Origin of the sequence: Tabrizicola sp. (assembly GCF_041919135.1) — a bacterium.
GTDB lineage: Bacteria > Pseudomonadota > Alphaproteobacteria > Rhodobacterales > Rhodobacteraceae > Tabrizicola.
Map to the genome: position 1 here is coordinate 88,129 of NZ_JAYRUJ010000004.1, position 26,948 is coordinate 115,076.

Here is a 26,948-nt window from a genome sequence, read left to right on the forward strand (position 1 = left end):
TTCCACGTGAAACACTACGATGTCATCGTGATCGGCGGCGGCCATGCAGGCGCCGAAGCGGCAGCAGTAGCGGCCCGGATGGGCGTGTCCACGGCACTAGTGACGCTGCGGATCGAGACTTTGGGCGCGATGTCCTGCAATCCGGCGATCGGAGGCCTGGGCAAGGGGCACCTGGTGCGCGAGATCGATGCGCTGGACGGTCTGATGGGACGGATGGCGGACCGGGCAGGCATCCAGTTCCGCTTGCTGAACCGGCGGAAAGGCCCGGCCGTGCAGGGGCCGCGCGCGCAGATCGACCGGCGCCTCTATCGGGATGCGATGCGGGCCGAACTGCTGGCGACGCCGGGGCTGGAGGTGATCGAGGGCGAAGTGGCGGGCTTCCGTCTGGCCGGCGACGCTGTTGCCGGAGTCGTGCTGGCGTCCGGCCTGGAGTTGGCCTCGAACCGGATCGTGCTGACGGCCGGGACGTTCCTGAACGGGGTGATCCATATCGGCGACCGGCGGATGTCGGGCGGACGGATGGGGGATTCGCCCTCGCGCCTGCTGGCAGCGCAACTGGCCGAACTGGCCTTGCCGGTCGGGCGGCTGAAGACCGGCACCCCGCCGCGGCTGGACGGTCGCACGATCGAATGGTCGCGGCTTGAACGCCAGGCCGGGGACGAGGTTCCGGCGGTGTTTTCCTTCCTGAACCGGGTGCCGGAAGCGCCGCAGATTTCCTGCGGCATCACGCATACTTCCGAGGCGACTCACCAGATCGTGCGGGACAACCTCTCCCGATCCGCAATGTATGGGGGGCATATCGAAGGCGTGGGTCCGCGCTATTGCCCCTCGATCGAGGACAAGGTCGTGCGCTTTGCCGAGAAGACCTCGCATCAGGTCTTCCTGGAACCCGAGGGTCTGGACGACCACACCGTCTATCCGAACGGCCTGTCGACCTCTCTGCCCGAGGAGGTGCAGTCTGCCTATATCCGGACCATTCCCGGCCTTGAGCGGACCGAGATCCTGCAACCGGGCTATGCGATCGAGTACGATTACTTCGATCCGCGCGGGCTGTACCGTACCCTGGAAACCCGTGCGGTGAAGGGCCTGTACTTCGCCGGCCAGATCAACGGGACAACGGGCTACGAGGAGGCAGGGGCACAAGGTCTTGTGGCGGGCCTGAATGCCGCCGCAGCATCAAGGGGTATGGACCCGATCGAATTCAGCCGCACCGACAGCTATATCGGGGTGATGCTTGACGATCTCATCTCCCGCGGCGTTACCGAACCGTATCGGATGTTCACCTCTCGGGCCGAATTCCGGCTGACTGTCCGGGCGGACAATGCGGATCGCCGGCTGACTCCCCTAGGCATCGCGGCGGGCTGCGTAGGCGACGCCCGCCGCGCCGCTTTCCTGTCGAAGCGGGAAGCTCTTGAAACAAGTCGCGATGCGCTTTCCGCCGTGATGGTCGGTGCGAAAGTGCTTGCAGAGGCGGGGGTGAACATCAGCCGCGATGGGAACAAGCGGAATGCCTATGAGGCGCTGGCTTTGCCCGGCGCGGATCTCGGTGCGTTGGCTGGGGTAGCGGATGTGTTCGGAACTGTGCCGGCGGAGATCCTGGAACAGCTTCAGATTGATTCGATGTACGATCAATATGCGGATCGGCAGGCGCGGGAAGTCTCGGACTTGCGCCGGCAGGAAACGCAGGTGATCCCCGAGTCCTTCGATTACAGCGTCATTTCGGGACTTTCGACTGAACTTCGGCTGAAACTGATGCGCGTTCGCCCGGAAACGATTCTGCAGGCCTCGCGAATCGAAGGCGTCACGCCCGCGGCTCTCGTCCTGATTCTCGCCCATCTGCGCAAACCGAAGGCGGAGCCTGTTCGGGCATGACAGCTGTGGGCCTTCCCGGGATCGATGTTTCACGTGAAACAGTCCAGAGCCTTCTGGATTTCGAAATGCTCGTCCGAAAGTGGACGACAGCGATCAATCTCGTGAGCAAGTCGACAGTTTCCGAGATCTGGCAGCGCCATATTTGCGATTCGGCCCAAATCTTCCAGCATTTGCCAACCGGGACGAAAAACTGGCTGGACCTCGGGTCGGGCGGCGGTTTTCCGGGAATCGTTATCGCGATTCTGGCGCGCGAACTGGCGCCGGAGTTGCGAGTGACGCTTGTCGAATCCGACAAGCGCAAGGCGACGTTTCTTCGGCAGGCCGCACAACAGTTCGGACTGGATTTCACGGTTCTCGACAAGCGAATCGAATCGATTCCGCCACAGGCGGCAGATGTCCTGTCGGCGCGCGCTCTGTCGCCGCTTTCTGACCTGCTGTCCCACGCCAGCACGCATCTTCGGCCCGAGGGCGTCGCTATTTTCCCCAAAGGCGCGCGTTACAATGAGGAATTGGCAGAGGCCCGGTCCATCTGGGCCTTCAACGTCGAAATCAAGCCGAGCTGCTCCGATCCAGGTGCGGCGATTCTCGTGATCAGGAACATACATCGTGCCGCCCAAGCCTGAAGCGAAACCGCATATCCTTGCCCTAGCCAATCAGAAGGGCGGAGTCGGCAAGACGACGACTGCGATCAATCTGGCCGCAGGCCTTGCGGAACTGGGAAAGCGCGTGCTTCTGGTGGACATAGATCCGCAAGGAAACTCTTCCACCGGCATGGGGATTCGCCCCGATGATCGGAAGCAAACGAGCTACGACTTGATAGTCGATGGCGCAACCCTACAAGATGTGGTCATGCCGACGTCGATGGACCAGATCTCCATCATTCCGGCGAATGCGGATCTGTCCTCGGCGGACCTGGAAATCGTGTCCAACGAACGGCGCAGCTACCTGTTGCACGATGCGCTGCACCGGCCGGAAATCGACGGCTATGGCTTCGACTACATCCTGATCGATTGCCCCCCGGCCCTCAGCCTGCTGACCATCAACGCCTTGGTCGCAAGCGATTCGGTCCTTGTCCCCCTGCAATGCGAGTTCTTCGCGCTTGAGGGGTTGTCGCAGTTGATGCTGACGATTCGCGACGTGCGCCGCTCGGCGAATCCGGACCTGCGGATCGAAGGTATTGTGTTGACCATGCATGACCGCCGCAACAGGTTGACCGCGCAGGTCGAGGCGGATGCGCGCGCGAACATGGGGGAGCTGGTCATGCGGACCACGATCCCGCGCAATGTGCGAATCAGCGAGGCGCCGTCCCATGCCTTGCCCGTGCTGAGCTACGACCCGGCCTCCAAGGGTGCCGAGGCCTACAGGGCCCTGGCCAGGGAAATCGCCGATCGCCGCAAGACTCCCGCAACAGCAGAGGCCTGACCATGACGAAGACTGAAAAGCGCGGGCTTGGGCGCGGGTTGTCGGCGCTGATGGCGGATGTGCACCTGGCGGGGCCGGATCAGATCCAGGCGCCGCGGAAGGCGGAATTGCATCTGCCGGTGGACAAGCTGGAGCCCAATCCGCAGCAGCCGCGCCTGGATTTCAAGCAGGAGGAGCTTGAGAGCCTGGCTGATTCGATCCGGCAGAAGGGCGTGATCCAGCCGCTGATCGTGCGGCGGAAGCCCGGCCGGGACGCCTATGAGATCGTGGCCGGCGAGCGGCGCTGGCGGGCGGCGCAGCTGGCGCAACTGCACGAAGTTCCCGTTGTGGTCCGGGACCTTAGCGATACCGAAGTGCTGGAAGTCGCGATCATCGAGAACATCCAGCGCGCCGACCTGAACGCCATCGAGGAGGCGCTCGGCTTCCGCCAGTTGATGACCCGATTCGGCCATACGCAGGAGAAGCTGGCCGAGGCGCTGAGCCGGAGCCGGAGCCATGTGGCGAACCTTCTGCGCCTGCTGAGCCTGCCGCCGGAGGTGCAGGACATGGTGCGCGACGGGGCGCTTTCGGCGGGTCACGCGCGGGCGCTGATCGGGCATCCCAAGGCGGCGGAGCTTGCCGCGCAGATCGTCGCCAAGGGACTATCGGTGCGCGAGACGGAACGGCTGGTCAAGGCCAGGGATGACGGATCGGCCGCCGGCAAGGCCAGGAGAAACCCGGAAAAGGACGCGGACACGCGGGCGCTGGAGGGGGATCTTTCGGCCAATCTCAAGATGCCGGTGCAGATCGACCATGCGGCGGGGGGCGAGAGCGGAGAGCTGACGATCCGCTATGCCTCGCTGGATGACCTCGACAGGTTGTGTCGGATTCTTTCCCAGCTACCAGATGAGGATTGATCAGCCTGCGCTCTGCCGGTCCGCCAGCAGGGCGCGCAGGATGCCGTTCAGCATCATTACCCCGGTTTCGGTCGTGCGGATGAGGTCGCCGTCGCGGTGAAGGAGGCCGAGGTCGAGCATCTCGGCCAGCCGGGCCTCGGCCAGGGGCGCGGCCGAAAGCGCGGCGAAGCGGCCCAGGGAGGCACCTTCCTTCAGACGCAAGGCGAACATCAGATATTCGGTGGCGCGATCCTCGGACGCCAGCCGCGCGAGTGATTCAGCCGATCCGGGGCGGATGAGGGTGCGGTCGAGCCAGGCGGTCGGCATCCGTTCGGCCTCGGTGGCGAATCGCGCCGAATCGAGGGTGAGCCGGCCATGCGCCCCGGGACCGATCCCGGCATAGTCGCCCATGCGCCAGTAGATCAGGTTGTGACGCGATTCGTCGCCGGGGCGGGCGTGATTCGACACCTCATAGGCCGGGCGGCCCGCTTGCGACGTGATCTCTTGCGTCAGTTCGAACATGTCGGCGGAAAGGTCTTCGCCGGGCAGGCCGCGGAGGAGGTTCTTCGCGTGCATCTGGCCGAAGACGGTGCCGTCCTCGATGGTCAGCTGATACAGCGAAAGGTGCGAGGTCTCGAAGTCGAGGGCGCGGCTCAACTCGTCGTGCCAGGCGGCAAGGGTCTGGTTCTGCCGGGCATAGATCAGGTCGATCGAGACGCGCTGGAAGGTGGACTGCGCAATCGCGATGGCGGCTCTCGCCTCGTCGACCGAATGCGCCCGGCCCAGTCGGCGCAAGTCATCGGGATCAAGCGACTGAATCCCAAGGGAAACCCGGTTGACGCCAGCCTTGGCGTAGCCCTCGAAGCGGGCGGCCTCGACCGAGCCGGGATTGGCCTCCAGTGTGATCTCGACATCGTTCGCCAGGGTCCAGGTGGCGCGGACGCGGTCCAGGATGCCCTGGACGGTGGCGGCCTCCATCAGCGACGGGGTGCCGCCGCCGAAGAAGACGCTGTTCAGGATGCGGCCCTGGGTCAGGGCGCCGATGCGGTCGATCTCGGCCTCGAACGCGGTCAGCCAGCGCGATTGGTCCACCCGCGCCGCGACATGGCTGTTGAAGTCGCAGTAGGGACATTTCGACTGGCAGAACGGCCAGTGCAGATAGAGACCGAAGCCGGCGTGACGCCAATCCTCGTAGATCGGGGCCGCCATCAGGGGAACAGCGCCGCGACCAGCCTGGCGAAGGCGTCGGCGCGGTGGGAGAGGCGGTTCTTCTCCCAGCGGTCCATCTCGCCAAAGGTCTGGGCATGGCCGTCGGGCAGGAAGATCGGGTCGAAGCCGTGGCCCTGCTCGCCGCGGCCGGGCCAGACCAGGCGGCCGGGGGATTTGCCTTCAAAGACAAGGTCCCGGCCATCGGGGGCGGCGAGGACCAGCGTGCAGCAGAATTGCGCGCGGCGGGGTTCGGGGGCGTGGATCGCCTCCAACTCGCGCCAGACACGCTCCATCCCGATCCGGAAGTCGCGGCCTTTCGACGTGGTGGCCCAGTCGGCGGTAAAGACCCCCGGCGCGCCGCCAAGCGCATCCACGGCAAGGCCCGAATCGTCGGCCAGCGCCACCAGGCCCGAGGCTTTCGCCGCCGCATGGGCCTTGAGGCGCGCATTGCCGACGAATGTGGTCTCGGTCTCCTCGGGCTCGGGCAGGCCAAGCTCTCCGGCACCGACGACGGTCACGCCGTAGGGGGCCAGAAGATCGGCGATCTCTTCCAGCTTGCCACGATTGTGCGTGGCGACCAGCAGGCGATCCCCGCGCTTCAGCATCAGACCCCCAGCGCCGCCCGCTGCGCCGCCACCAGCGCGGCATTGCCCTGCCGGGCAAGGTCGAGAAGGCCCAGAAGCTCCTCCTGGCTGAAGGCCGAGCCTTCGGCTGACATCTGCACCTCGACCAGCTTGCCCGCGCCGGTCATCACGAAATTGCCGTCGGTCCCGGCGGCCGAATCCTCGATATAGTCAAGGTCCAGCACCGGCTGGCCGGCATAGATGCCGCAGGACACGGCGGAAACGTGATCCATGATCGGGTCGCTGGCGATCACACCCGAGGCGAGAAGCCTGTTCACCGCCAGCCGCAGCGCGACCCAGCCGCCGGTGATCGAGGCGCAGCGGGTGCCCCCATCGGCCTGGATCACGTCGCAGTCCACGACGATCTGCCGTTCGCCAAGGGCCTGACGGTCCACGCCTGCCCGCAGCGACCTACCGATAAGGCGTTGAATTTCTTGTGTTCTTCCAGATTGCTTGCCCGCCGCCGCCTCACGCCGGGTGCGCGAATTGGTGGCGCGGGGCAGCATTCCGTATTCCGCCGTCACCCAGCCCTGGCCGGTATTCTTCAGGAAGGGCGGCGCCTTGTCCTCGATCGTGGCCGAGCACAGGACATGGGTTTCGCCCATGCGGATCAGGCACGAGCCCTCGGCATGTTTCATCACGCCGGTTTCGATTGAAACCGCCCGAAGATCGCTTAGTTTCCTGCCTGACGGACGCATTGCCGGACCTTTCACTGGGATGCGGCCACATACGCAACCAGAGGCCAGGGATGCAACCCCGATTGCCAGGACGATGAGCACGCCGAAAGCCATCCTTTCCGACATGAACGACCGCACGCGCGAGGTGTTTCGCCGGGTGGTCGAAGGCTATCTCACCTCGGGCGAGCCGGTGGGGTCGCGCACGCTGACGCGCAGCCTGTCCGAGAAGGTCTCGGCCGCGACGGTGCGGAATGTGATGCAGGATCTGGAATATCTGGGCCTTCTGGACAGCCCGCATGTCTCGGCCGGGCGGATCCCGACGCAGATGGGGCTGCGGATGTTCGTCGACAGCCTCTTGGAGGTGGGCACCGTCGCGCATGAGGATCAGGAGCGGATCGACGCCACCCTGGGGACGAACGACCAGGACGTCGCCAGCCTGCTGGACGAGGTGGGCGCGGCCCTGTCGGTGATCACCCGGGGGGCAAGCGTGGTGCTGGCCCCGAAGCGCGAGGCGGCGATCCGGCATATCGAATTCGTCAGCCTGGCCGCCGACCGGGCGCTGGTGGTGCTGGTCTTCGCCGATGGCCAGGTCGAGAACCGGGTCTTCGTGCCGCCGCCGGGGCAGACGCCATCCTCGATGCGCGAGGCGGCGAATTTCCTGAACGCGCTGGCCGAGGGGCGGACGCTCTCGGAACTGCGGGCCAACATGGCCCGCGAGATCGCCCGTCGGCGGCAAGAGATCGACTCGCTTGCCCGCGATCTGGTGGAAAGCGGGCTGGCGCTTTGGGAGAATGCCGGCGAAGCCTCGGAGCGGCTGATCGTGCGCGGCCGGTCGAACCTGATCGACAGCGTCTCGGACCAGACCGAGATCGAGCGCATCCGGGTGCTGTTCGACGATCTGGAGCGCAAGCGGGACATTGCCGAATTCCTGAACCTGACCGAGGCGGGCGAAGGTGTGCGCATTTTTATCGGATCGGAGAACAAGCTTTTCTCACTTTCCGGTTCAAGTCTGGTTGTTTCTCCCTATATGAACGCTGATCGAAAGATCATCGGCGCGGTGGGCGTCATCGGTCCGACCCGGCTGAACTATGGCCGGATCGTCCCGATCGTCGATTACACCGCCCAGCTGGTGGGCCGCCTGGTCTCGGACCGCGGCAAGGGCTGACAGAAGGGTGTGACGGATGTCGCAGGAAGAAACCGCCTCGTCGCAGGTGGAGTTGGAAGAGTTTGAAACCCGGGACGCCGGCGAGGTGGAGGCCCTGCGGGCCGAGCGCGACGAATTGCGCGACAAGTTCATGCGCGTCCTCGCGGATGCCGAGAATTCGCGCAAGCGGGCCGAGCGTGACCGCAAGGAAGCCGAGATGTATGGCGGCACGCGGCTGGCCCGCGACCTGCTGCCGGTCTACGACAACCTGAACCGCGCGCTGCAGGCGATCCCCGACGACAGCCGCCAGGCTTCCGCCGCGCTGATCGAGGGGGTGGAGCTGACCCTGCGCGAGCTGGCCAATGTAATGTCCAAGCACGGCATCACCAAGATTTCTCCGGCGGCGGGCGACCAGTTCGATCCCCAGTTGCACGAGGCGATGTTCGAGGCGCCGCTGCCCGGCACCAAGGCGGGCCAGATCATCCAGGTGATGGCCGAGGGCTTCCTGCTGCACGACCGGCTGCTGCGTCCGGCGCAGGTGGGGGTTTCCTCGACTCCGGGTTGACGGGCGGGCTTTCCCCTCTGGCGGCACTTTTGTAGGCTCGCCCGGATCTTGGGGGACCGAAGTGAGCGACGACACCGTCACGCCGATGATGGCGCAATATCTGGAGATCAGGGCGCAGAATCCCGGCGCGCTGCTGTTCTACCGGATGGGCGATTTCTACGAGATGTTCTTCGACGACGCGGTGGCTGCGGCCGCCGCGCTGGACATCGCCCTGACCAGGCGCGGCTTCCATCTGGGCGAGCCGATCGCCATGTGCGGCGTTCCGGTCCATGCCGCCGAGGGCTACCTCTTGACCCTGATCCGCAAGGGTTTCCGCGTCGCCATCGCCGAACAGCTGGAGGACCCGGCCGAGGCGAAGAAGCGCGGCTCGAAATCGGTGGTCAAGCGCGATGTGGTGCGGCTGGTCACGCCCGGGACCCTGACCGAGGATTCCCTGCTCGAGGCGCGGCGGCACAATTTCCTTGCCGCCTTCGCCGAGGTGCGCGAGACCGGCGCGCTGGCCTGGGCCGACATTTCCACCGGCGAGTTCCGGGTGATGCCGTCCAGCCTCGCGCGGCTTGGCCCCGATCTGGCGCGCATCGCCCCGCGTGAGCTGCTGCTGAGCGAAGCGCGCGAGCGCGAGACGGCCGAGGTCGTGGCTGACACCGGCGTCGCCATCACGCCCCTGTCGCGCGGCAGTTTCGATTCCACCAATGCCGACAAGCGGTTGTGCGAGATGTTCGGCGTCGCCTCGCTGGATGCCTTCGGCGGCTTCGACCGGGCCGAGGTCTCGGCCATGGGCGCGCTGGTGGACTATCTGCACCTGACCCAGCGCGGCCGGATGCCGCTCCTCCGCCCCCCGGTGCGCGAGGCTTTGGGCGGCGCGATGCAGATCGACGCCGCGACCCGCCGCAATCTCGAGGTGACGCAGGCGCTGTCGGGCGGGCGCGAGGGTTCGCTGCTGTCGGCGATCGACCGGACGGTCACCGCCGGCGGCGCGCGGCTGCTGGAGCGGCGGCTCTCCTCGCCCGCGCTGGACCTGGGCGTGATCCACGCCCGGCAGGCGGCGCTGGGGTTCCTGCTGGAGGCGCCCTCCCTGCGCGGCCGCCTGCGGGAAAGCCTGCGGCGGGTGCCGGACATGGATCGCGCCCTGTCCCGGCTGGCGCTGGACCGCGACGGCCCGCGCGACATGGCCGCGATCCGCGCGGGGCTGGAACAGGCCGGCGCGATTGCGGGGCTGCTCACCGACGCGCCGCCGCTGCTTGCCGATGCGGCGGGGGCACTGGTCGGGCATGACGCGCTGGTGGACCTTCTTACCCGCGCGCTGGTGGCCGAACCGCCGCTTCTGACGCGGGACGGCGGCTATATCGCCCCGGGCCATGACCCCGAGCTGGACGAGACCCGCGCCCTGCGGGACGAGGGGCGCGGCGTGATCGGCCGGATGCAGGCGGATTACGTCGAGAGGACCGGCGTCGCCAGCCTGAAGATCAAGCACAACAACGTGCTGGGCTATTTCATCGAGACCACGACGACCCACGAAGACCGGATGCGGGCGATGCCCGAGCTTTTCATCCACCGCCAGACCACGGCGGGGCAGGTGCGCTTCACCACCCTGGCGCTTTCCGAGATCGAGACCCGGATCCTGAACGCCGGCAATCACGCGCTGGAGATCGAGAGGCGGCATTACGCGGCGCTGAAGGCGGCGATCCTCGACGTTTCGGCCGCCATCGCCCAGGCCGCGCGGGCGCTGGCCGAGATCGACCTCGCCGCCGGTTTCGCCGATCTCTCGGCCGAGGAGAACTGGTGCGAGCCGGTGGTGGACGATTCCCGCGCCTTCCAGATCAGCGGCGGGCGGCATCCGGTGGTGGAGCGGGCGCTGAAGCATGGCGGGACGCCCTTTGTCGCCAACGACTGCGCGCTGACCGACCGGGGGACGCCGGCGATCTGGCTGCTGACCGGGCCGAACATGGCGGGGAAATCCACCTTCCTGCGGCAGAACGCGCTGATCGCCCTGCTGGCGCAGGCGGGCAGCCATGTCCCGGCGGGTTCGGCGCGGATCGGGCTGGTTTCACAACTGTTCAGCCGGGTCGGGGCCTCGGACGATCTGGCGCGCGGCCGGTCGACCTTCATGGTCGAGATGGTCGAGACCGCCGCGATCCTGAACCAGGCCGACGACCGCGCGCTGGTGATCCTGGACGAGATCGGGCGCGGCACGGCGACCTATGACGGCCTCTCCATCGCCTGGGCGACGCTGGAGCATCTGCACCAGGTCAACCGCTGCCGCGCCCTCTTCGCCACGCATTACCACGAGATGACGGCGCTGGCGGGCAAGTTGCCGGGGGTGAAGAACGCCACGGTCACGGTCAAGGAATGGGAAGGCGAGGTGATCTTCCTGCACGAGGTCCGCGAGGGCGCGGCCGACCGCAGCTATGGCGTGCAGGTCGCCCGGCTGGCCGGCCTGCCGCACAGCGTGATCGAGCGGGCCAAGGTCGTGCTGGACACGCTGGAAAAGGGCGACCGCGAGGGGGGCAAGCAGGCCACGCTGATCGACGACCTGCCGCTGTTCCGCGCCACGCCGGTGGCCCCGCCGCCGAAGGTGGTGAAGGCGTCAGAGGTCGAGGACCGGCTGAAAGCGGTCCACCCCGATGAACTGACGCCCATCGAGGCGCTGCGGCTGGTCTACGACCTCAAGCGGCTGGCCGATCAAAGCACATAGCGCGAGATGTCGGCCGACCGGGCCAGCGCGCCGATATTGGTCTCGACAAACCCGGCATCCACGGTGACGGACTGGCCGGAACGGTCGGGGGCGTGGAAGGACAGTTCCTCGAACACCCGCTCCATCACCGTGTAAAGCCGCCGCGCGCCGATGTTTTCCACCGAACGGTTCACTTCCGCCGCGATCCGGGCCAGGGCGGCGATGCCGTCCGGGGTAAAGGTCACCGTGACCTCCTCGGTCTGCATCAGCGCGGTATATTGCCGGGTCAGGGCATTGTCGGTCTCGGTCAGGATGCGGACGAAGTCCTCCTCGGTCAAAGGCGCGAGTTCCACCCGGATCGGCAGCCGGCCCTGCAACTCGGGCAACAGGTCCGAGGGTTTTGCGATGTGGAACGCGCCTGAGGCGATGAACAGGATATGGTCGGTCTTGACCGGCCCATGCTTGGTAGAGACCGTCGTCCCCTCGATCAGCGGCAGCAGGTCGCGCTGCACGCCTTCACGGGAAACATCCGCCCCCCGCGCATCCGAGCGGGCGCAGATCTTGTCGATCTCGTCCAGAAAGACGATCCCGTTCTCCTGCACCGCCTCCAGCGCCGCCGTGCGTACCGCTTCGTCGTCCAGAAGCTTGTCGGCCTCTTGTCCGATCAGCACGTCATAGCTTTGCGCCACCGTCATCCGCTTGCGCGAGGTCCGGCCGCCGAAGGCCTTGAACAGGTCCTGCAACCCCTGCATCTGCTGTTCCATCCCCGGCATGCCAAAGCCCATCGGCATCGGTGCGGCGTCGGCGACGTCGATCTCGATCATCGTGCCGTCCAGCTCGCCGCGCTTCAGCTTCGCCCGGAACATCTCGCGCGTCTGCTCGCGGGCGTCCTTGCCGGCCAGGGCCTCGATCACCCGGTCCTCGGCCGCCTTGTGGGCGCGGGCCTTCACCTCCTCGCGCATCGCGGCGCGGGTATCGTTGATCGCCACATCAACAAGATCGCGGACGATTGAATCGACGTCGCGGCCGACATAGCCGACCTCGGTGAACTTGGTCGCCTCGACCTTCAGGAAGGGTGCTTTCGCCAGCTTGGCAAGGCGGCGGCTGATCTCGGTCTTGCCGACGCCGGTCGGGCCGATCATCAGGATGTTCTTCGGATAGACCTCGTCCCGCAGGTCGTCGGCAAGCCGCTTGCGGCGCCAGCGGTTGCGCAGGGCCACGGCCACGGCGCGCTTGGCATCGCGCTGGCCGATGATGAAGCGGTCAAGCTCGGAGACGATCTCGCGCGGGGTCAGGTCGGTCATTCGGTCGATCCATATGGGGGAAGGCTGGACTTGCCGGGGAAGTCGGGCAGGGCGCGCATCACCACGGCGCGCAGTTGCACCCACCAGGTGCCGATGGCGGTGATGAAGGCGCCGAGGGTGAGGAGGACGAAGATCCAGCTGGCGCCGCCGCCTTCGCCGATGAACCAGCCGATCACGATGGCGATATAGGCGATGGCGGCGGTCAGGAAGCTGCGGCGGTCGATCACCAGCGCCAGCAGCGTGACCAGCGCCAGCGCGATCGCCAGAAACCCGATCCCGCCGCCGTTCAGCAGGGTCATGGCGACCGTGTTCACCAGCGCCGGGGCCGCGAGAAGGTGGCACCAGAAGGCCGTCGCCGAATGGCGGCCCAGGCGGTGCGGGTCGCGGGTGTCGAACCACATGCCCACCAGAAAGGCTCCGATCCCGAAGACCAGCGTCGCCGTGGCGAAGGCCGGACTTTCGCCAAGGTCGAACAGCGCGCGATATCCACCGGCGCCGACCAGCCCGACCAGGGTCGAGGCCGAGGCGGTCAGGGAATAGACCGCGCCCAGGATCGCACCCCCGGCCAGGAAGGCCGAGAAGGGCAGCCGGAAATGCCGGTACCAAAGTACCATCGCCGCCGCCGAAAGCGAGAACCCCGCGATGGCGATGGCGCGGTCGTCAAACCCCGACCGGCCCAGAAGGCTGAAGGCGAAGATCACGATCCCGGTGCCGTAGGCCGTCGCCAGCACCATCGAGGGCAGGGTCATCCGCCGTTTCAGGGTGAAATAGCCGGCCCACCACCAGGCAATCCCGGCGGTGGCCAAAGGCACCAGCGTCAGCAGGGCGAAGCCGCCGAACACGGTCAAAAGGGCGGTCACGCCCGACAGCAGGATCACCAGCCCGATCGAAATGAAGATCTCCGAAAATCCCCGGAAGAACTCGAAGGGCTCGTCCTCGGCCGGCAGCGTGGCGCGCTTGCCCGCGCGGTCGTTCGCCAGGGCCTGCACCGATGCCGCCTGCGCCTCGGTCAGGATCCCGGCGGCGACGGCGGCGCGGAGGTCCTCGGGCGTCATTTGCGGATCGTCTCCACGGTGAGGTTGCCGTTGGTGTAGACGCAGATGTCGGCGGCGATGGCCATGGCCTGGCGGGCGATGGCCTCGGCCGGCAGGTCGGTGGACATCAGCCCCCGGGCCGCCGCCAGCGCGAAGTTCCCGCCCGAGCCGATGGCGGCGACGTCATGCTCCGGCTCCAGCACGTCGCCGGCGCCGGTGATCACGAACAGGTCGGTCCCGTCGGTGACGATCAGCATGGCCTCCAGGTTGCGCAGGTACTTGTCCATCCGCCAGTCCTTGGCCAGGTCGACGCAGGCGCGGGCCAGCTGGCCGGGCGCGGCCTCCAGCTTCTTTTCCAGCCGGTCCAGCAGGGTGAAGGCATCGGCGGTGGATCCGGCAAAGCCGCAGACGACCGCGTGGCCGCCGGGGTTCAGGCGGCGCACCTTGCGCGCGGTGCCCTTGATCACGGTCTGGCCAAGCGAGACCTGGCCGTCCCCCGCCACCACCACCTCGCCGCCGCGCCGGACCGCCAGGATCGTGGTGCCGTGCCAGCCGGGAAATCTGTCGTCTGCCATCCGGACCTCCGTTTTGCCTTATATGGCCGGGGCGGGGGGTCTTCTCAAGTCAGGCAAAGCAAAACGCCCGCGCCTTGGCGGCGCGGGCGTTCCGGAACACTGTCCCTGGCCTCAGCGGCGCAGGCCCAGACGGGTGATAAGCGTGGAATACCGCGACTCATCGTTTTTCTTCAGGTAGTCCAGCAGCTTGCGGCGCTGGGCAACCAGCATCAGCAGGCCGCGACGCGAGTGGTTGTCGTTCTTGTGGCCCTTGAAATGCTCGGTCAGGGTGGCAATCCGCGAGGACAGGATCGCAACCTGCACTTCCGGCGAGCCGGTGTCGCCTTCCTTGGTCGCGTATTCCTTGATCAGGCGGGCTTTTTCTTCAACGGTGATCGACATCGTGGTCTCCTGTGTCTGAAGGTCATGGCGCAAGCCGGGATGTCGTCCAGCAGGGCCCTTGGAGGCTCCGCCACCAGGCGGATGCGCGCGTATAGGCGGATTCGCTGCGGAAGGAAAGCCCGATCGCGGCGGGTGTCGGTAACTCCCGGTTAAGGGACTGCAGAGATTCCGGGCGGCGGTGCGTATCGGCAGGCTGCGATTCGTGATATGGATGATCCCGGGTTTTTGTCGTAGCGCCAGACAGTTAGCCGGAAAATTGGTTAACGCGGGCGCGGCGGTGCTGTGTCGGGGTGGTGTGGTGTTGACGATACTGGGTGTGCTGGGTGTCCTCACGGCGGGGGTGATCGCCGATGCGGCCTTCTTTGGCCGTTCGCCGGAACAGGAGGAGGAGGGCGATCCCGCCGATCTCCTCGAAGACCCGGACGGGCAGGCCTTCGACCTTGAGACGGGTCCCCAATCGGACGACCTGGCCCACGAGGCGGAGGCGGGGCGCCAGCTTTACGGCGGCGCGGGCGGAGAGGTGCTTTCCGGCGGCACTGGCGACGACCGGATCGAGGCGGGGGACGGCGCCGACCTGATCGACGGGCGCGACGGCGACGACTGGATCGACGCGGGCTTCGGCGACGATGCGGGCTGGGGCGGCGGCGGTGACGACCGGATCCAGGGCGGCGGGGGGCATGACAGCCTGACCGGACAGGCGGGCGATGACACGATCCTTGGCGGCGACGGCGACGATTCGATCCTGGGCGATCTGGGCGAGGATTCCCTCTCGGGGGATGCCGGGAACGACAGCCTCCTGGGCGGGGCGGGCGATGACACGCAGTCGGGCGGCGCTGGCGACGACTGGCTGGCCGGCAACGATGGCGACGACCGGCTGGCCGGCGGCGACGGCGCGGACATCCTGGACGGAGGCAGCGGCAACGACTGGCTCTCGGGGCTTGACGGCGATGCCGATGACCTGGACGAGGATTTCCTGAACGGCGGCGCGGGGAACGACAGCATCCTGCTTGGCGCGGGCGACCATGCCACGGGGGGCGAGGGCGAGGATGTCTTCCTGCTGGCCGAGACCGGGCCGGCTGGCGAACTGGCCGAAATCGCGGATTACAACGCCCTGCAGGACCAGCTGGTGGTGATGTATGACCCCGCCCTGCACTCGGACCCTGTGCTCGGCATCACGACGTCTGCGGATGCCACGCAAAGCACGATCCTGCTGAACGGCAAGGCGGTCGCGCTGGTCCGGGGCAGCGCGCTTGATGCCGATGACGTGCGCCTGGTCGCCTTCCCGACCTAACGCGGCCAGCTTTGGGGCTGCCGGTCGTAGGCGATGTACAGCGGATGGGTCGGCTGGCCCTGGCCGGTCAGGCCCAGGTGGTGCAACTCGGCCCCCGCCTCGCGCAGCATCGCCTCGACCCCTGGGCCCCGGTTCAGGTGCAGCCCGTGATTGCCCCAGGCGCAGATCACGGTATCCGCCCAGTCCAGGCTGTCCAGGATCGCCCGGTCGTTTTCCGCGCCCACCGGATCGGGGACCGCGCGCATCGCCTTGGGATCGGTGGCGCGCCAGGCAAAGATGTTGGTCACCCGGAAGGCGCCAAAGCCCAGCGTCCGCGCCCGCCGCTCGCAGCGTTCGACGGTGGGGTCGTTCTGCACCTCGGTCGCGGTCGAGGGGTTCAGCATCACGAACAGCGCGCGCGGCCCCGGACCCCAGGTGCGGGTCAGCAGGAAGCGATAGTTCTCGCAGTCGGAATAGACCGCCTCGGATTCCGCGTTGCCCTTGGTGAACCGCCGGGTGATCATCCGATCCCCTCCTTGCCAGCCTTCGTGTCGCACCGATACATAATCGCCGCACCCGGCGACACAAGCGGATCGCCTTGCATCGCGGGGGCTTCGCCATTAGCAGAGAGGCCGGTTTTACCCGGGAGACGGACGATGGACGGGATCGACACGCTCAAGGCCAGATACCTTGCCGCCGTGGCCAATGCGGCGGACGAGGCCGGGCTGGAAGAGGTCCGCGTCGGCGCCCTGGGCAAGAAGGGCGAGATTTCCGGCCTGATGGCCGGTCTCGGCAAGATGGAGCCCGAGGCGCGCAAGGCCGCCGGGGCCAGCCTGAACGCGCTGAAGGACGAGATCGACGCCGCGCTCCGCGCCCGCAAGGTGGCACTGGCCGACGCCGCGCTGGACGAGCGGCTCAAGACCGAATGGCTGGACGTGACCCTGCCGGGCCGGCCGCGCCCGCGCGGGACGATCCATCCGGTCAGCCAGGTGATGGAGGAGCTGACGGCGATCTTCGCCGACATGGGCTTCTCGGTCGCCGAGGGGCCGCAGGTGGAAAGCGACTGGTACAATTTCGACGCGCTGAACATCCCGCCGGAACATCCCGCACGGCAAGAGCATGACACCTTCTTCATGCACCGGGCCGAGGGCGACAACCGCCCGCCACATGTGCTGCGCACCCATACCTCGCCCGTGCAGATCCGGGCGATGATGGATCAGGGCGCGCCGATCCGGGTGATCGCGCCGGGCCGGGTCTACCGGATGGACATGGACCAGACCCATACCCCGATGTTCCACCAGGTCGAGGGCATGGCCATCGACCGCAACATCTCGATGGCGAACCTGAAGTGGACCCTGGAAGAATTCTGCCGCGCCTTCTTCGAGGTGGACAAGGTGGAACTGCGCTTCCGCGCCAGCCATTTCCCCTTCACCGAACCCTCGGCCGAGGTCGACATCCGCTATTCATCCGTCGGCGGCCAGCTGAAGATCGGCGAGGGCGACAAGTGGATGGAGATCCTCGGCTCGGGGATGATGCACCCCAAGGTGCTGGCGGCGGGCGGGATCGATCCCGACCAATGGCAGGGCTTCGCCTTCGGCATGGGGATCGACCGGATCGCGATGCTGAAATACGGCATCCCCGACCTGCGCGCCTTCTTCGAGGCCGACCTGCGCTGGCTGCGGCACTACGGCTTTTCCGCGCTGGACGTGCCGGACCTGGCGGGCGGGCTCTCGGCCTGAATGGAGGACGAGGACCTTTCCGCCCGCAAGCACCACGCCGCGCATGACCCGGCGTTTCCCGGGCGGCGGGAAGAGGCCCATGCCCGCATCGTCGCGGCGCTGGACGGGGCGCTGCGGCCCTTTGGCTATGCGCTGAAGGGCAGCACCTGGAGCCGATCTTCCCCGCGGGGAAAGTCGGCCGTCCATCTGCAACGCAACCGCTATGGCTGGGAGGTGCAGATCCTCCTGCGCTTCGTCACGCCCGAGGGCGAGCCGCCGGCGGAATGGGACGAGGCCGAGATGACGATGGAGCGTTTCGGCGGCGGCGGCGGCGAGGATCCGGGACGGCTGGCCTTTCTGGACGTGCTGGAGAAGCCCGCGCATCTGTCGCGCACGATCGACATCCTCACCCTCGAGGCGCTGCCCTGGCTGGACCGCCTGCACGACTGAGCGCCGCCGCGGCCGCCCGCCCGGCCCAGCGCCCGGTCGCCCAGCAGGCGGTCAGCAGATAGCCGCCCGTCGGGGCCTCCCAGTCCAGCATCTCGCCGGCGACGAAGCAGCGGGGCAGGGCCTTCAGCTCCAGATCCTGCGTCACCGAACCCCATTCCACGCCCCCCGCGACCGAGATCGCCTCGTCCAGCGGCCGGGGGCCCTGCAACGGGATCGGCAGCTGCTTGAGATGGGCAAAGGGCTCGGCGCGGGAGAATTCCATCACCAGCGCGGCCTGCGTGCGGTCGAGGCCCAGCTTGCGCAGGCGGTTCATCGTGCTTTCGCCGGGCCGCATCTTCGCAAGGCGGCGCGCGATCTCCCCCTCCGGCAGGTCCGGCAAGAGGTCGAGCGCCAGCGTCGCACCCTCGCGCAGCGTCCGGCTGAGCGCATAGATCCCGCCGCCTTCCACGCCCCGCGCCGACAGGACGAACTCTCCGCGATGCTCCTCGAGCACTTCGTGCACTCGTCGCCGGTCGTCGCGAGGAGTGCACGAAGTGCTCGACGAGCAGGCCATGAGGGTGACGCCCTTCACCGGCTGGCCGAAGAAGGGCGCCATCTTCGCCGACCAGTCGACCCGGAAGCCCATGTTCGCAGGCTTCCACGGCGCGATTTCCACCCCCTTCTCCCGCAACCATGGCACCCAGGCCCCATCCGAACCAAGGCGCTGCCAGCTTGCCCCGCCCAGGGCCAGCACCGTCACGCCGGGACTGACGGTTTGCGCCCCCTCTGGTGTCTCGAAGCGGAAGCTGGAACCCTCGAACCCGGTCCAGCGCCAGCGGGTGCGGATCTCGACGCCCTGCGCGGCAAGGCGCTGCACCCAGGCGCGCAGCAGCGGAGAGCCCTTCATCGCCACCGGAAAGACCCGGCCGGAGGAGCCGGTGAACACCTCCTGCCCCAGGGCGCGGCACCAGTCCTGCACTTCGCCGGGGCCGAACTCCGCCAGGATCGGGCGGAGTTGCGGGGCGTCGTAGCGGGTGGCGAAGCTCGCGAAGGGCTCGTCCTTGGTGACGTTCAGCCCCGACTTCCCGGCCATCAGGAACTTGCGCCCGATCGAGGGCCTGGCCTCGCAGACCAGGACCCCGATCCCGGCGCGGGCCAGTTCCTCGGCCGCCATCAACCCGGCGGGACCGGCGCCGATGACCAGGGCCCGGGCCACCGGCGCGGCCTATTTCCGGTTGTGGGCGATGCGCCCGATGGTGTTCAGCAGGATCTGCGCCGCAAGGATCGCGGTCATGCCGGATTGGTCGTAGTCGGGCGCCACTTCCACCAGGTCGATGCCGATGATGTTGCCCTGTTTGGTCAACCCGTCGATCAGCTCCAGCACCTCGTAATACAGAAAGCCGCCATGCGAGGGCGTCCCTGTGCCGGGGGCGATCGAAGGGTCGAAGCCGTCGATGTCCAGCGTCAGGTAATAGTCCACGCCCTTGGGGATGCGGGCGAGGGTCGCCTCGACCCCCAGCTTGCGCATCTGGCGGACCGAGAGGATGTCGTCGCCCATCTTCCGCGCCGCGTCATAGCCGTCCTTGGCGGTGGAGGAGACGTTGCGGATGCCAAGCGCGGTGATGCCCTTGACATGGTCCTGTTCCGCCGCGCGCCGCATCGGGTTGCCGTGGCCGTGGCGGACGCCGTGGCGCACGTCGACGAAATCCAGATGCGCGTCGATCTGGACGATGTGCAGCGGGCGGCCGGTGAAGGCGCGGATGCAGGGGATGTTGATCGAATGGTCACCGCCCAGCACCACCGGCACGGCCCCGGCCGCCAGGATGGCGCGGACGCCGGTCTCGATGTTGGCGTGGCTGGTTTCGGTATCCGTGTGGACGATGTCGGCATCGCCGATGTCAAGGATGCGGACACCCTCCAGGTAGGTCACGTCGTCCTCGTGGTCATAGGCGCCGCCATGGCCGAAGGAGAACAGGGTCGAAGCCTCGCGGATCGAGCGCGGCCCGAAGCGCGCGCCGGCGCGGAACTGGGTGCCGAAATCGAAGGGCGCGCCGAGGATGGCGAAGTCGGCGTCGATCTTCGACCAGTCGGGCTGGTAGGGATTCTTGCCGAAGGTCGAGATCCCCACGAAGGGCAGATTCAGGCGGCCGTTTTCGTATCCGTTGCTCATGCTGGTTCCCCGTTGCTCATGCGTTTCAGGGCGGCAACATGCCCCGGATCGGCGGCAAGTGCATGATCCGCCAGCGACATTGCCACGTCGGTCAGGGACTCGGGCGGGGCGATGCGGTCGATCAATCCCCAGGCCAGCGCCTCCTCGGCCGCGATCCTTTGCCCGGCCAGCAGGATCATCTTGGCGCGGGCCGGGCCGACCAGCGCCGCCAGCCGGATCGGGTCCGAGGGCTGCGGCCGGTAGCCAAGCCGCATGACCGGGTAGAAGAACTGGGCCGAGGGGACCGCGATCCGCAGGTCGCAGGCCAGCGCCACCCCCGTCGCGCCGCCCGCCAGCGTGCCGTTCAGCGCGGCGATGCTCAGGCCGGGGAAGCGGGCGATGGCCCCCGACGCCGCCTCCCATGCCGGCGAGAGGCCAAGGCCGGCCTGCATCTCCTCCAGGTCCGCTCCGGCGGAAAAGACCTTGCCCTCGCCGGTCAGGATCAGGACCCGCGCCGTCTCCGCTGCCCCGGTCGCGGCATGGGCGATGTCGCGCAGCATCGCCCCGGTCAGGGCATTGGCCTTCTCCGGGCGGCACAGCCTGATCGTGCAGCACCCGCCCGCCTGTTCCACCCTGATCATCCACCCCTCCGGCTTTCCCGACCCGCGCCCGGAATCCCTTGACGCCTCCGGGATCAGATTGAAAGGTTGAACGACGCGATTTCAACCCGAAAGGCCGGTCCCATGTCCCGCGCTGTCCGTTCCACGGCCCTGGCATTCGTGCTGTCCCCCGCCGCCGCACTGGCCGACGTGACGCCGGCCGAGGTCTGGGAAAGCTGGCAGGCGATGGCGACCGCGGCAGGGCAAGAGCTGACGGTCGGCGGCACGGCGCAGGACGGCGACCGGCTGGAGGTGACCGACCTTGTCCTGACCCACAAGGACCCGCTGGCCGGAACCGCCTCGGCCACCTTCGACAGGCTGGTGTTCGCGGGCAACGGCGACGGCACGGTGACGGTGACCCTGCCGGACAGCTATCCGCTGGCCATGGCCTTCCCCGAGCAGGTGGACGGGCCGGGCTCGCTCAAGCTGACGATCAGCCAGCCGGGCATGGCGATCATCGCGGGCGGCAGCGCGCACGAGACCAGCTATGACTTCACCGCGCCCAGGGTCACGGTGACGCTGGACGAGGTGACGGACGAGACCGGCAAGGTGCTGGACACGACGGCCGAGATGGTCCTGACCACGGCGACGGGGCATTATCTGGTGACGCGGGACGGCGACCGGACCGCGCTGGACGCCAGCTTTGCCGCCAAGGGGCTGGGGCTGAACATCGCGGGCAAGGATCCCGAAACCGGCTCGGACGGCAGGGTCGTGGTCACGCTGGCCGATATCGGCGGCGCGACGAAGGGCAATCTGCTGAACGCCGATCTGATGGCGAACCTTGCCGCGGCGCTGAACGGCGGCTTCAGCGTCGACACCAGCCTGTCCTTCGGCGCGGCCAGCCTGGATTTCGACCTGACCGAGGCGGCCGGCCCCACCAGGCTGGTCGCCAGCGCCACCGGCGGCAGTTTCGTGCTGGCGATGGACAAGATCCGGATGAACTATGGCACCTCGCTTTCCGGGGCCAGGTTCACGCTGTCGTCGCACGACCTTCCCTTCCCGCAGGTCGAGATTGCCTTTGCGGAAAGCGGGTTCAATCTCGTGATGCCGGTCAGCAAGTCCGACAGTCCGCAGGACTTTGCCTTCCTCACCCGCCTGGTCGATTTCACCATCTCGGAGGAACTCTGGGACCTGTTCGATCCCGGCGCCCGTCTCTCGCGCGAGCCGGCCAGTTTCGTGCTGGACACAAAGGGCACCGGCCTCTGGACCAGGGACATCATGGACCCCGCGGTCGATCTGGACGCGCCGACCCCGCCGGGCGAAGTGCATTCCCTGGAGCTGACCGAGCTTCTGACCAGGGGCGCGGGGGCCGAGGTGTCGGCCACCGGCGCGGTCACCTTCGACAACGCCGACCTGGTGACCTTCGACGGCATGCCGCGCCCGGACGGCAAGTTCAACGTGAAGATCAGGGGCGTTCACAAGCTGGTCGACAACCTGATCGCGCTGGGGTTGCTGGACGAGGACGAGGCGACGGGCTTCCGGCTGGGGCTGGCGATGTTCGCCCGCCCCGCCGGGCCGGACGAGCTGGTTTCCGAGATCGAATTCCGCGATGGCGGCGTCTTCGCCAACGGGATGCAGCTTCTCTGACCCCCGCGCGGGCAGCCCGGCCTTGCAGCGGGGGGCGGGCAGGGCTACCTCATGGCGGGAGACCCAACGGGAGCCGACCATGACCCCCAGCCTTGCCGACCTCAGCCATTCGCTTCTGGACGCCGCGCGCAAGGCGGGCGCCGAAAGCGCCGATGCGCTGGCCGTCGCGGGTGCCGCGCTCTCGATCGAGATCCGCAAGGGCGCGCTGGAACAGGCCGAACGCTCGGAAGGGGTCGAGATCGGGCTGCGCGTGCTGGTCGGGCGGCGTCAGGCCTGCGTCTCGGCCTCGGACACTTCGGCGGCGACGATCCGGGCGCTGGCGGAACGTGCGGTGGCGATGGCGCGCGAGGCGCCCGAGGATCCGACCTCCGGCCTTGCCGAGCCGGATCAGCTGGCGCAGGGCTGGGATCTTGCCGCGCTGGACCTTGCCGACCCGGCCGAGGAACCGGATGCCGCCACGCTCGAGGCGCAGGCCCGCGCGGTCGAGGCCGCGGCGCTTGCGACGCAGGGCATCACCCAGGTCGAGGCCGCCGCCGCCTATGGTCGCCGGTCGCTGCACATGGCCGCGACGAACGGCTTTTCCGGGGGCTACGGCCGCAGCTCCACCTCGCTCTCGGCGGTGGCCTTCACCGGCCAGGGCAGCGAAATGCAGCGCGACTACGCGGGCGAGGGCAGGGTCTATGCCTCGGACATGCCGGGGGCCGAGGAGATCGGGCGACTGGCGGCCGAACGGGCCTTGCAGCGCGTCGGCTCGGTCAAGCCCCGGACCGGGACCTTTCCGGTGGTCTATGACGAACGGGTGGCGGCCTCGCTGGTCGGGCATCTGCTGTCGGCGGTCAACGGAACCTCGATCGCCCGCGGCTCCAGCTGGGCGCGCGACCTGCTGGGCAAGCCGGTGCTGCCTGCCGGGATCGTGCTGATCGAGGATCCGCACCGGCCCCGGATCGGCAGCTCGCGCCCCTTCGACGGCGAGGGGCTGGCGACCCGCCGGCGCGAGATCGTGGCCGACGGCGTGCTGACCGGCTGGGTGCTGGACCTTGCGACCGGGCGCAAGCTGGGCATGCCCTCGACCGCCAATGCCTTCCGGGGGACCAGCGCGCCGCCCTCGCCCTCGACCACCAACATCGACCTGACCCAGGGCGCGCGCAGCCGGGCCGACCTGATCCGCGACATGGGAACGGGGCTGCTGGTCACCTCGATGATCGGCTCGACCATCAACCCGACGACCGGCGACTATTCGCGCGGGGCGGCCGGGTTCTGGGTCGAGAATGGCGAACTGGCCTATCCGGTCCACGAATGCACCATCGCCGGAAACCTGCGTGACATGCTGCTGCGGCTGGTCCCGGCCAATGACGCGCGGGCGCATCTGTCGACGCGGGTGCCCTCGATCCTGATCGACGGAATGACCCTTGCCGGCGCGTGACCTCGCGCTTCTGACCGAGGCCGCGCGCGAGGCGGGGCGGATCGCCATGCGCCACTGGCGGCGCGACGTGAAACACTGGGACAAGGGCGGCGAACACGGCCCGGTCAGCGAGGCCGACCTGGCCGTGAACGAGATGCTGAAGGCCCGGCTGCTGGCGGCCCGGCCCGATTACGGCTGGCTCAGCGAGGAGACGCCGGACGATCCCGCCCGCCTGTCGCGCGACACGGTCTTCATCATCGACCCGATCGACGGCACCCGCGCCTTCATCGCCGGAGAGGAGAGCTTCTCGCATTCGCTTGCCGTGGCGCATCAGGGGCGGGTGACGGCCGGTGTGGTCTTCCTGCCCGCGATGGACCGGATCTATGTCGCCTCGGAAAGCTCGCCCGCCCTGCGCGACGGCTTGCCGATCTCGGCCAGTCGCGCCGACCGGCTGGAGGGTGCGGATGTGCTGACCACCAAGGCCAACCTGCTGCCCGAGAAATGGCCCGGCGGCGTGCCCGACCTGAAGCGGCATTTCCGCGCCTCGCTGGCCTGGCGGCTGTGCCTTGCGGCCGAGGGGCGATTCGACGGGATGCTGACCCTGCGCGATGCCTGGGAATGGGACATTGCGGCGGGCAGCCTGATCGCGGCCAAGGCGGGGGCGGTGGTCTCGGATCGCAGGGGAGAGACGCTGCACTTCAACACGCCGGGCGCGATGGCCGAGGGGGTGCTGGCCCTGCCGCCCGCCGCCCATGCCGAGGCGGTGCGCCGGTTGCGGGGCTGATCATGTGAAACGGGCCGGGAAGTCCCGGCCCCTCTGCATCAGCGTTTCGGCCCCTTCGGCGGCACGAACCGCTTGGAGGTGTCGCGCGCATCGGTCCGGGGCTTCTCGGCCCGCGGCTTGTCGAAGGGCTTCTTGCCCCCGGCCGCATGGCTCTTGAACCCGCCGGGCTTGCCCGCCCCCTCACGCTTCACGAAGGGCCGCGCCTCGTCGCCCTTCGGGGCATAGGTCTTTTTCGGCCGGTCGCCATCCTCACGCGGGCGGAAGCCTTCGCCCTTGGGGGCATAGGGCTTGCGCGCCGGACGGTCGCCCTCCTCGCGCGGGCGATAGCCCTCGGGCTTCGGCGCATAGGGCTTGCGGGCCGGCCGGTCGCCCTCCTCGCGCGGCTTGTAGCCTTCGTCGCGGCGCTTGAAGCCGGTGCCTTCGGCGGCATGGCTCTTGTAGCCGCCGGCGCGGGCGGGCCTGTCGGACGCGCCGCCATGGCTCTTGTAGCCGGCCGCGCGCGGGGCGGATTTCTGGTTCGGCGACCAGCGCGGCTTGCGCGGGCGCTCGTCAGCCTCGCCCTCGGGGCGCGGGGCATAGGGCTTGCGCGCCGGGCGGTCCTCGTCGCGGGCCGGGCGGTCCTTCCACTCGGGCCGCGCCTCGGCCGGGCGGGGGCGGTCGTCGTATTTCGCCTTCGGCTTCGGCCGGTATTCGGACGGGGCCTCGTCCCCCTCCTCGACCAGGCGTGGCGGTTTCGGGGTATAGGCCGGTTTCTCGGCCCGCTCGCGCCGTTCCGGGCGCTCGAACCGGGGCTTCTCGGCGCGCGGGAAGCGGGGCTTGTCGAATTCGGGCTCGCCCTCGACCCGCTGCATCACAAGGCCCTTGTCCAGCTCGACCTCGCCGCCAAAACGCGAGGCCAGCGCCTCGGCGATCTGCACGAAGGTCTCGTCCTCGCGCACCCGGATCGCGCCGATGCCGTCCTTGGCGATGCTGCCCGCGTCGCAGATCTTGGGCAACAGCCAGCGCGCCTCGGCCCGGCCCGAGCGGCCGACCGAGATGCGGAACCAGACCGAAGGCCCGAACTCGCCCCGTTCGCGCGGGGCCGAGGGCGGCGGGACCGGCAGGTCGGTGGACAGGACCTCGGGGGCCGAGCGGCCCTCGCGCCACAGCCGCACGAAGGCGGCGGCAAGGGCCTCGGCGCCGAACTGCTCCAGAAGATCCCCCGCGATCCCGGCCTCGTCGCCGATCGGCGCGGTCAGGGCGGGATGCTCCAGAATCCGCAGGTCATCCTTGGCCTGCACGTCGTCCGCGCCGGGGGCCGCGCCCCATTCCGCAACGACCTTCGCGCCCGACAGCAGGCGCTGGGCCTTCTTGAACTCGGCCGGGGTCACGATCAGCGCCGAGACGCCCTTCTTGCCCGCGCGGCCGGTGCGGCCCGAACGGTGCAGCAGCGTTTCCGAGTTCGACGGCAGGTCGGCATGGATCACCAGCTCCAGCCCCGGCAGGTCGATGCCCCGCGCCGCCACGTCGGTGGCGATGCAGACCCGGGCACGACCGTCGCGCAGGGCCTGAAGCGCATGGGTCCGCTCCTGCTGCGACAATTCGCCCGAGAGTGCCACGACCTGGAACCCCCGGTTGCCCATCCGCGCCAGCAGGTGGTTCACGTTCGCCCGCGTCTTGCAGAAGACGATGGCCGTCCGCGCCTCATGAAAGCGCAGCACGTTGAAGATCGCATGTTCCCGGTCCCGCACCGCGACCGAGAAGGCGCGGTATTCGATGTCGACATGCTGCTTCGCCTCGCCCTGCGCCACGATGCGCAGCGCGTCCTTCTGGAACTCGGCCGCCAGCTTCTCGATCTCCTTCGGCACGGTGGCCGAGAACATCAGCGTCCGGCGTTCCGGCGGGGCGGCGGCCAGGATGAACTCCAGGTCCTCGGCGAAACCCAGGTCCAGCATCTCGTCCGCCTCGTCCAGCACCACCGCGCGGAGTCCGGACAGGTCAAGGCTGCCGCGCTCGATATGGTCGCGCAACCGGCCCGGCGTGCCGACGACGATATGCGCCCCGCGCTCCAGCGCCCGCCGTTCGGTGCGATAGTCCATGCCGCCGACGCAGGTTGCCAGCTTGGCCTGCGCGCCCGCGTAAAGCCATTCCAGTTCCCGCGCGACCTGCAAGGCCAGCTCGCGCGTCGGCGCGATGGCCAGGGCGATGGGCTTGTCGGCGAACAGCAGAACATCCTGCCCGTTCAGGATTTCCGGCGCGACGGCCAGCCCGAAGGCCACCGTCTTGCCCGATCCGGTCTGCGCCGAGACCAGCGCATCGCGACCGGCGACGCCTTCCGCCAGCACCGCCTCCTGCACCGAGGTCAGCGTCTCATAGCCCTTGTCGGCCAAAGCCTGCGCCAGCGGCGAGGCCACGTTCTCGATCGTCATGGATGTCTTTCCAAAGGGGGGCGGCTCATGCGCCCGAATAAGCCAAACGGCCCCTGTCCCCCTGGTGTGGGCCTCCTCGCCCACAGTCGTGGAATCTCGACCGTCCGGGGCACCTATCCGAAAGCGGCGGTGCTGTATAGGCCCGGAAAACCGAAGGCCGCGCCCCTTGCGGGAACGCGGCCTTGGG

General features: G+C 68.2%; 25 protein-coding genes. 13 read left to right on the forward strand and 12 right to left on the reverse strand.

Features of this window, described 5'->3' with window-relative positions; genetic code table 11:
* The first annotated feature begins 6 nt into the window (after positions 1 to 6).
* The 4 genes from mnmG to ACE3UA_RS04590 are packed head-to-tail and all read left to right on the forward strand — an operon-like array spanning position 7 to position 4,190.
* Complete coding sequence (mnmG, locus tag ACE3UA_RS04575) at positions 7 to 1,872, forward strand: tRNA uridine-5-carboxymethylaminomethyl(34) synthesis enzyme MnmG (RefSeq protein ID WP_374642986.1); 1,866 nt, start codon at positions 7 to 9, stop codon at positions 1,870 to 1,872.
* Entirely contained in the window at positions 1,869 to 2,495 is a 627-nt protein-coding gene (gene rsmG, locus ACE3UA_RS04580; RefSeq protein WP_374642988.1) for a 16S rRNA (guanine(527)-N(7))-methyltransferase RsmG, read from the forward strand. Before mnmG ends, rsmG begins: the two co-directional genes overlap by 4 nt.
* Positions 2,476 to 3,294, forward strand: coding sequence for a ParA family protein (locus ACE3UA_RS04585; protein ID WP_374643227.1), 819 nt, complete (start codon positions 2,476 to 2,478; stop codon positions 3,292 to 3,294). Before rsmG ends, ACE3UA_RS04585 begins: the two co-directional genes overlap by 20 nt.
* Positions 3,291 to 4,190: a ParB/RepB/Spo0J family partition protein gene (locus ACE3UA_RS04590; RefSeq protein ID WP_374643229.1), complete on the forward strand. Its 900-nt coding sequence runs from the start codon at positions 3,291 to 3,293 to the stop codon at positions 4,188 to 4,190. The genes ACE3UA_RS04585 and ACE3UA_RS04590 overlap by 4 nt, the downstream gene beginning before the upstream one ends.
* Here ACE3UA_RS04590 and hemW read toward each other — a convergent pair whose 3' ends face one another.
* From hemW to rph, 3 genes are read right to left on the reverse strand one after another with little or no spacing between them, the layout of a single operon-like run.
* Complete coding sequence (gene hemW, locus ACE3UA_RS04595; protein ID WP_374642990.1) at positions 4,191 to 5,378, reverse strand: radical SAM family heme chaperone HemW; 1,188 nt, start codon at positions 5,376 to 5,378, stop codon at positions 4,191 to 4,193.
* On the reverse strand, positions 5,378 to 5,983 hold the full coding sequence (rdgB, locus tag ACE3UA_RS04600; RefSeq protein WP_374642992.1) for an RdgB/HAM1 family non-canonical purine NTP pyrophosphatase: 606 nt from the start codon (positions 5,981 to 5,983) through the stop codon (positions 5,378 to 5,380). Before rdgB ends, hemW begins: the two co-directional genes overlap by 1 nt.
* Positions 5,983 to 6,699, reverse strand: coding sequence for a ribonuclease PH (gene rph / locus ACE3UA_RS04605; protein ID WP_374642994.1), 717 nt, complete (start codon positions 6,697 to 6,699; stop codon positions 5,983 to 5,985). The genes rdgB and rph overlap by 1 nt, the downstream gene beginning before the upstream one ends.
* 73 nt (positions 6,700 to 6,772) lie before the next feature.
* Here rph and hrcA point away from each other — a divergent pair, with 73 nt between their 5' ends.
* The 3 genes from hrcA to mutS all read left to right on the forward strand — a co-directional run bounded on the left by hrcA (position 6,773) and on the right by mutS (position 11,082).
* Positions 6,773 to 7,843 (forward strand): heat-inducible transcriptional repressor HrcA, encoded by a 1,071-nt coding sequence (gene hrcA, locus ACE3UA_RS04610; protein WP_374642996.1) that lies wholly within the window; start codon positions 6,773 to 6,775, stop codon positions 7,841 to 7,843.
* 16 nt (positions 7,844 to 7,859) lie between these two features.
* A complete protein-coding gene (locus tag ACE3UA_RS04615) occupies positions 7,860 to 8,387 on the forward strand; it encodes a nucleotide exchange factor GrpE (protein WP_374642998.1) in 528 nt (175 codons plus the stop codon).
* Between the two features lie 61 nt (positions 8,388 to 8,448).
* Positions 8,449 to 11,082, forward strand: coding sequence for a DNA mismatch repair protein MutS (gene mutS, locus ACE3UA_RS04620; RefSeq protein WP_374643000.1), 2,634 nt, complete (start codon positions 8,449 to 8,451; stop codon positions 11,080 to 11,082).
* On the opposite strand, the gene hslU is transcribed toward mutS, so the two are convergent.
* The 4 genes from hslU to rpsO form a co-directional block, all read right to left on the reverse strand.
* Positions 11,070 to 12,365, reverse strand: coding sequence for an ATP-dependent protease ATPase subunit HslU (gene hslU, locus ACE3UA_RS04625; protein WP_374643002.1), 1,296 nt, complete (start codon positions 12,363 to 12,365; stop codon positions 11,070 to 11,072). The genes mutS and hslU overlap by 13 nt on opposite strands.
* Positions 12,362 to 13,420, reverse strand: a complete 1,059-nt coding sequence (locus ACE3UA_RS04630) for a hypothetical protein (RefSeq protein WP_374643004.1) — start codon at positions 13,418 to 13,420, stop codon at positions 12,362 to 12,364. The genes hslU and ACE3UA_RS04630 overlap by 4 nt, the downstream gene beginning before the upstream one ends.
* A complete protein-coding gene (hslV, locus tag ACE3UA_RS04635) occupies positions 13,417 to 13,974 on the reverse strand; it encodes an ATP-dependent protease subunit HslV (protein ID WP_374643006.1) in 558 nt (185 codons plus the stop codon). Before hslV ends, ACE3UA_RS04630 begins: the two co-directional genes overlap by 4 nt.
* A 111-nt stretch (positions 13,975 to 14,085) precedes the next feature.
* Complete coding sequence (gene rpsO / locus ACE3UA_RS04640) at positions 14,086 to 14,355, reverse strand: 30S ribosomal protein S15 (protein WP_197643447.1); 270 nt, start codon at positions 14,353 to 14,355, stop codon at positions 14,086 to 14,088.
* Positions 14,356 to 14,653: 298 nt separating this feature from the next.
* Between rpsO and ACE3UA_RS04645 the strand changes: the two genes are divergently transcribed.
* The gene (locus ACE3UA_RS04645) at positions 14,654 to 15,646 is read left to right on the forward strand and encodes a calcium-binding protein (RefSeq protein ID WP_374643009.1); all 993 of its coding nucleotides are present in this window, start codon (positions 14,654 to 14,656) and stop codon (positions 15,644 to 15,646) included.
* Here the strand turns inward: ACE3UA_RS04645 and ACE3UA_RS04650 are convergent.
* Positions 15,643 to 16,149 carry a DUF1643 domain-containing protein gene (locus ACE3UA_RS04650; protein WP_374643011.1) on the reverse strand — a complete coding sequence of 169 codons (507 nt, stop codon included), beginning with the start codon at positions 16,147 to 16,149 and terminating at the stop codon, positions 15,643 to 15,645. The genes ACE3UA_RS04645 and ACE3UA_RS04650 overlap by 4 nt on opposite strands.
* Before the next feature lie 141 nt (positions 16,150 to 16,290).
* On the opposite strand from ACE3UA_RS04650, the gene pheS reads away from it, so the two are divergent.
* Together pheS and ACE3UA_RS04660 are read left to right on the forward strand one after the other, a co-directional pair.
* The gene (gene pheS, locus ACE3UA_RS04655; protein ID WP_374643231.1) at positions 16,291 to 17,364 is read left to right on the forward strand and encodes a phenylalanine--tRNA ligase subunit alpha; all 1,074 of its coding nucleotides are present in this window, start codon (positions 16,291 to 16,293) and stop codon (positions 17,362 to 17,364) included.
* On the forward strand, positions 17,365 to 17,793 hold the full coding sequence (locus ACE3UA_RS04660; RefSeq protein WP_374643013.1) for a hypothetical protein: 429 nt from the start codon (positions 17,365 to 17,367) through the stop codon (positions 17,791 to 17,793).
* Here ACE3UA_RS04660 and ACE3UA_RS04665 read toward each other — a convergent pair.
* Genes ACE3UA_RS04665 through ACE3UA_RS04675 form a run of 3 tightly spaced genes read right to left on the reverse strand, consistent with a single transcriptional unit; the run spans position 17,750 to position 20,562 of the window.
* The gene (locus tag ACE3UA_RS04665; protein ID WP_374643015.1) at positions 17,750 to 18,988 is read right to left on the reverse strand and encodes a TIGR03862 family flavoprotein; all 1,239 of its coding nucleotides are present in this window, start codon (positions 18,986 to 18,988) and stop codon (positions 17,750 to 17,752) included. The two genes, ACE3UA_RS04660 and ACE3UA_RS04665, sit on opposite strands and share 44 nt — an antisense overlap.
* A 9-nt stretch (positions 18,989 to 18,997) precedes the next feature.
* Positions 18,998 to 19,942: an agmatinase gene (speB, locus tag ACE3UA_RS04670; RefSeq protein WP_374643017.1), complete on the reverse strand. Its 945-nt coding sequence runs from the start codon at positions 19,940 to 19,942 to the stop codon at positions 18,998 to 19,000.
* On the reverse strand, positions 19,939 to 20,562 hold the full coding sequence (locus tag ACE3UA_RS04675; protein ID WP_374643019.1) for an enoyl-CoA hydratase/isomerase family protein: 624 nt from the start codon (positions 20,560 to 20,562) through the stop codon (positions 19,939 to 19,941). Before ACE3UA_RS04675 ends, speB begins: the two co-directional genes overlap by 4 nt.
* Positions 20,563 to 20,664: 102 nt before the next feature.
* On the opposite strand from ACE3UA_RS04675, the gene ACE3UA_RS04680 reads away from it, so the two are divergent.
* The 3 genes from ACE3UA_RS04680 (at position 20,665) to ACE3UA_RS04690 (ending at position 24,353) form a co-directional block, all read left to right on the forward strand.
* Positions 20,665 to 22,167, forward strand: coding sequence for a DUF2125 domain-containing protein (locus ACE3UA_RS04680; RefSeq protein WP_374643021.1), 1,503 nt, complete (start codon positions 20,665 to 20,667; stop codon positions 22,165 to 22,167).
* A gap of 79 nt (positions 22,168 to 22,246) precedes the next feature.
* Positions 22,247 to 23,590: a TldD/PmbA family protein gene (locus ACE3UA_RS04685; protein WP_374643023.1), complete on the forward strand. Its 1,344-nt coding sequence runs from the start codon at positions 22,247 to 22,249 to the stop codon at positions 23,588 to 23,590.
* On the forward strand, positions 23,577 to 24,353 hold the full coding sequence (locus ACE3UA_RS04690; protein ID WP_374643025.1) for a 3'(2'),5'-bisphosphate nucleotidase CysQ: 777 nt from the start codon (positions 23,577 to 23,579) through the stop codon (positions 24,351 to 24,353). The genes ACE3UA_RS04685 and ACE3UA_RS04690 overlap by 14 nt, the downstream gene beginning before the upstream one ends.
* Before the next feature lie 38 nt (positions 24,354 to 24,391).
* Here ACE3UA_RS04690 and ACE3UA_RS04695 read toward each other — a convergent pair whose 3' ends face one another.
* Positions 24,392 to 26,761, reverse strand: a complete 2,370-nt coding sequence (locus ACE3UA_RS04695; RefSeq protein ID WP_374643027.1) for a DEAD/DEAH box helicase — start codon at positions 26,759 to 26,761, stop codon at positions 24,392 to 24,394.
* Between the last annotated feature and the right edge of the window lie 187 nt (positions 26,762 to 26,948).

Coding starts and splice junctions, on each gene's coding strand:
- rsmG (WP_374642988.1), top strand. CDS start 1,869: ATGACAGCTGTGGGCCTTCCCGGGATCGATGTTTCACGTGAAACAGTC.
- hemW (WP_374642990.1), bottom strand. CDS start 5,378: ATGGCGGCCCCGATCTACGAGGATTGGCGTCACGCCGGCTTCGGTCTC.
- rdgB (WP_374642992.1), bottom strand. CDS start 5,983: ATGCTGAAGCGCGGGGATCGCCTGCTGGTCGCCACGCACAATCGTGGC.
- rph (WP_374642994.1), bottom strand. CDS start 6,699: ATGCGTCCGTCAGGCAGGAAACTAAGCGATCTTCGGGCGGTTTCAATC.
- hrcA (WP_374642996.1), top strand. CDS start 6,773: ATGAGCACGCCGAAAGCCATCCTTTCCGACATGAACGACCGCACGCGC.
- ACE3UA_RS04615 (WP_374642998.1), top strand. CDS start 7,860: ATGTCGCAGGAAGAAACCGCCTCGTCGCAGGTGGAGTTGGAAGAGTTT.
- hslU (WP_374643002.1), bottom strand. CDS start 12,365: ATGACCGACCTGACCCCGCGCGAGATCGTCTCCGAGCTTGACCGCTTC.
- ACE3UA_RS04630 (WP_374643004.1), bottom strand. CDS start 13,420: ATGACGCCCGAGGACCTCCGCGCCGCCGTCGCCGCCGGGATCCTGACC.
- hslV (WP_374643006.1), bottom strand. CDS start 13,974: ATGGCAGACGACAGATTTCCCGGCTGGCACGGCACCACGATCCTGGCG.
- rpsO (WP_197643447.1), bottom strand. CDS start 14,355: ATGTCGATCACCGTTGAAGAAAAAGCCCGCCTGATCAAGGAATACGCG.
- ACE3UA_RS04650 (WP_374643011.1), bottom strand. CDS start 16,149: ATGATCACCCGGCGGTTCACCAAGGGCAACGCGGAATCCGAGGCGGTC.
- ACE3UA_RS04660 (WP_374643013.1), top strand. CDS start 17,365: ATGGAGGACGAGGACCTTTCCGCCCGCAAGCACCACGCCGCGCATGAC.
- speB (WP_374643017.1), bottom strand. CDS start 19,942: ATGAGCAACGGATACGAAAACGGCCGCCTGAATCTGCCCTTCGTGGGG.
- ACE3UA_RS04675 (WP_374643019.1), bottom strand. CDS start 20,562: ATGATCAGGGTGGAACAGGCGGGCGGGTGCTGCACGATCAGGCTGTGC.
- ACE3UA_RS04680 (WP_374643021.1), top strand. CDS start 20,665: ATGTCCCGCGCTGTCCGTTCCACGGCCCTGGCATTCGTGCTGTCCCCC.
- ACE3UA_RS04685 (WP_374643023.1), top strand. CDS start 22,247: ATGACCCCCAGCCTTGCCGACCTCAGCCATTCGCTTCTGGACGCCGCG.
- ACE3UA_RS04695 (WP_374643027.1), bottom strand. CDS start 26,761: ATGACGATCGAGAACGTGGCCTCGCCGCTGGCGCAGGCTTTGGCCGAC.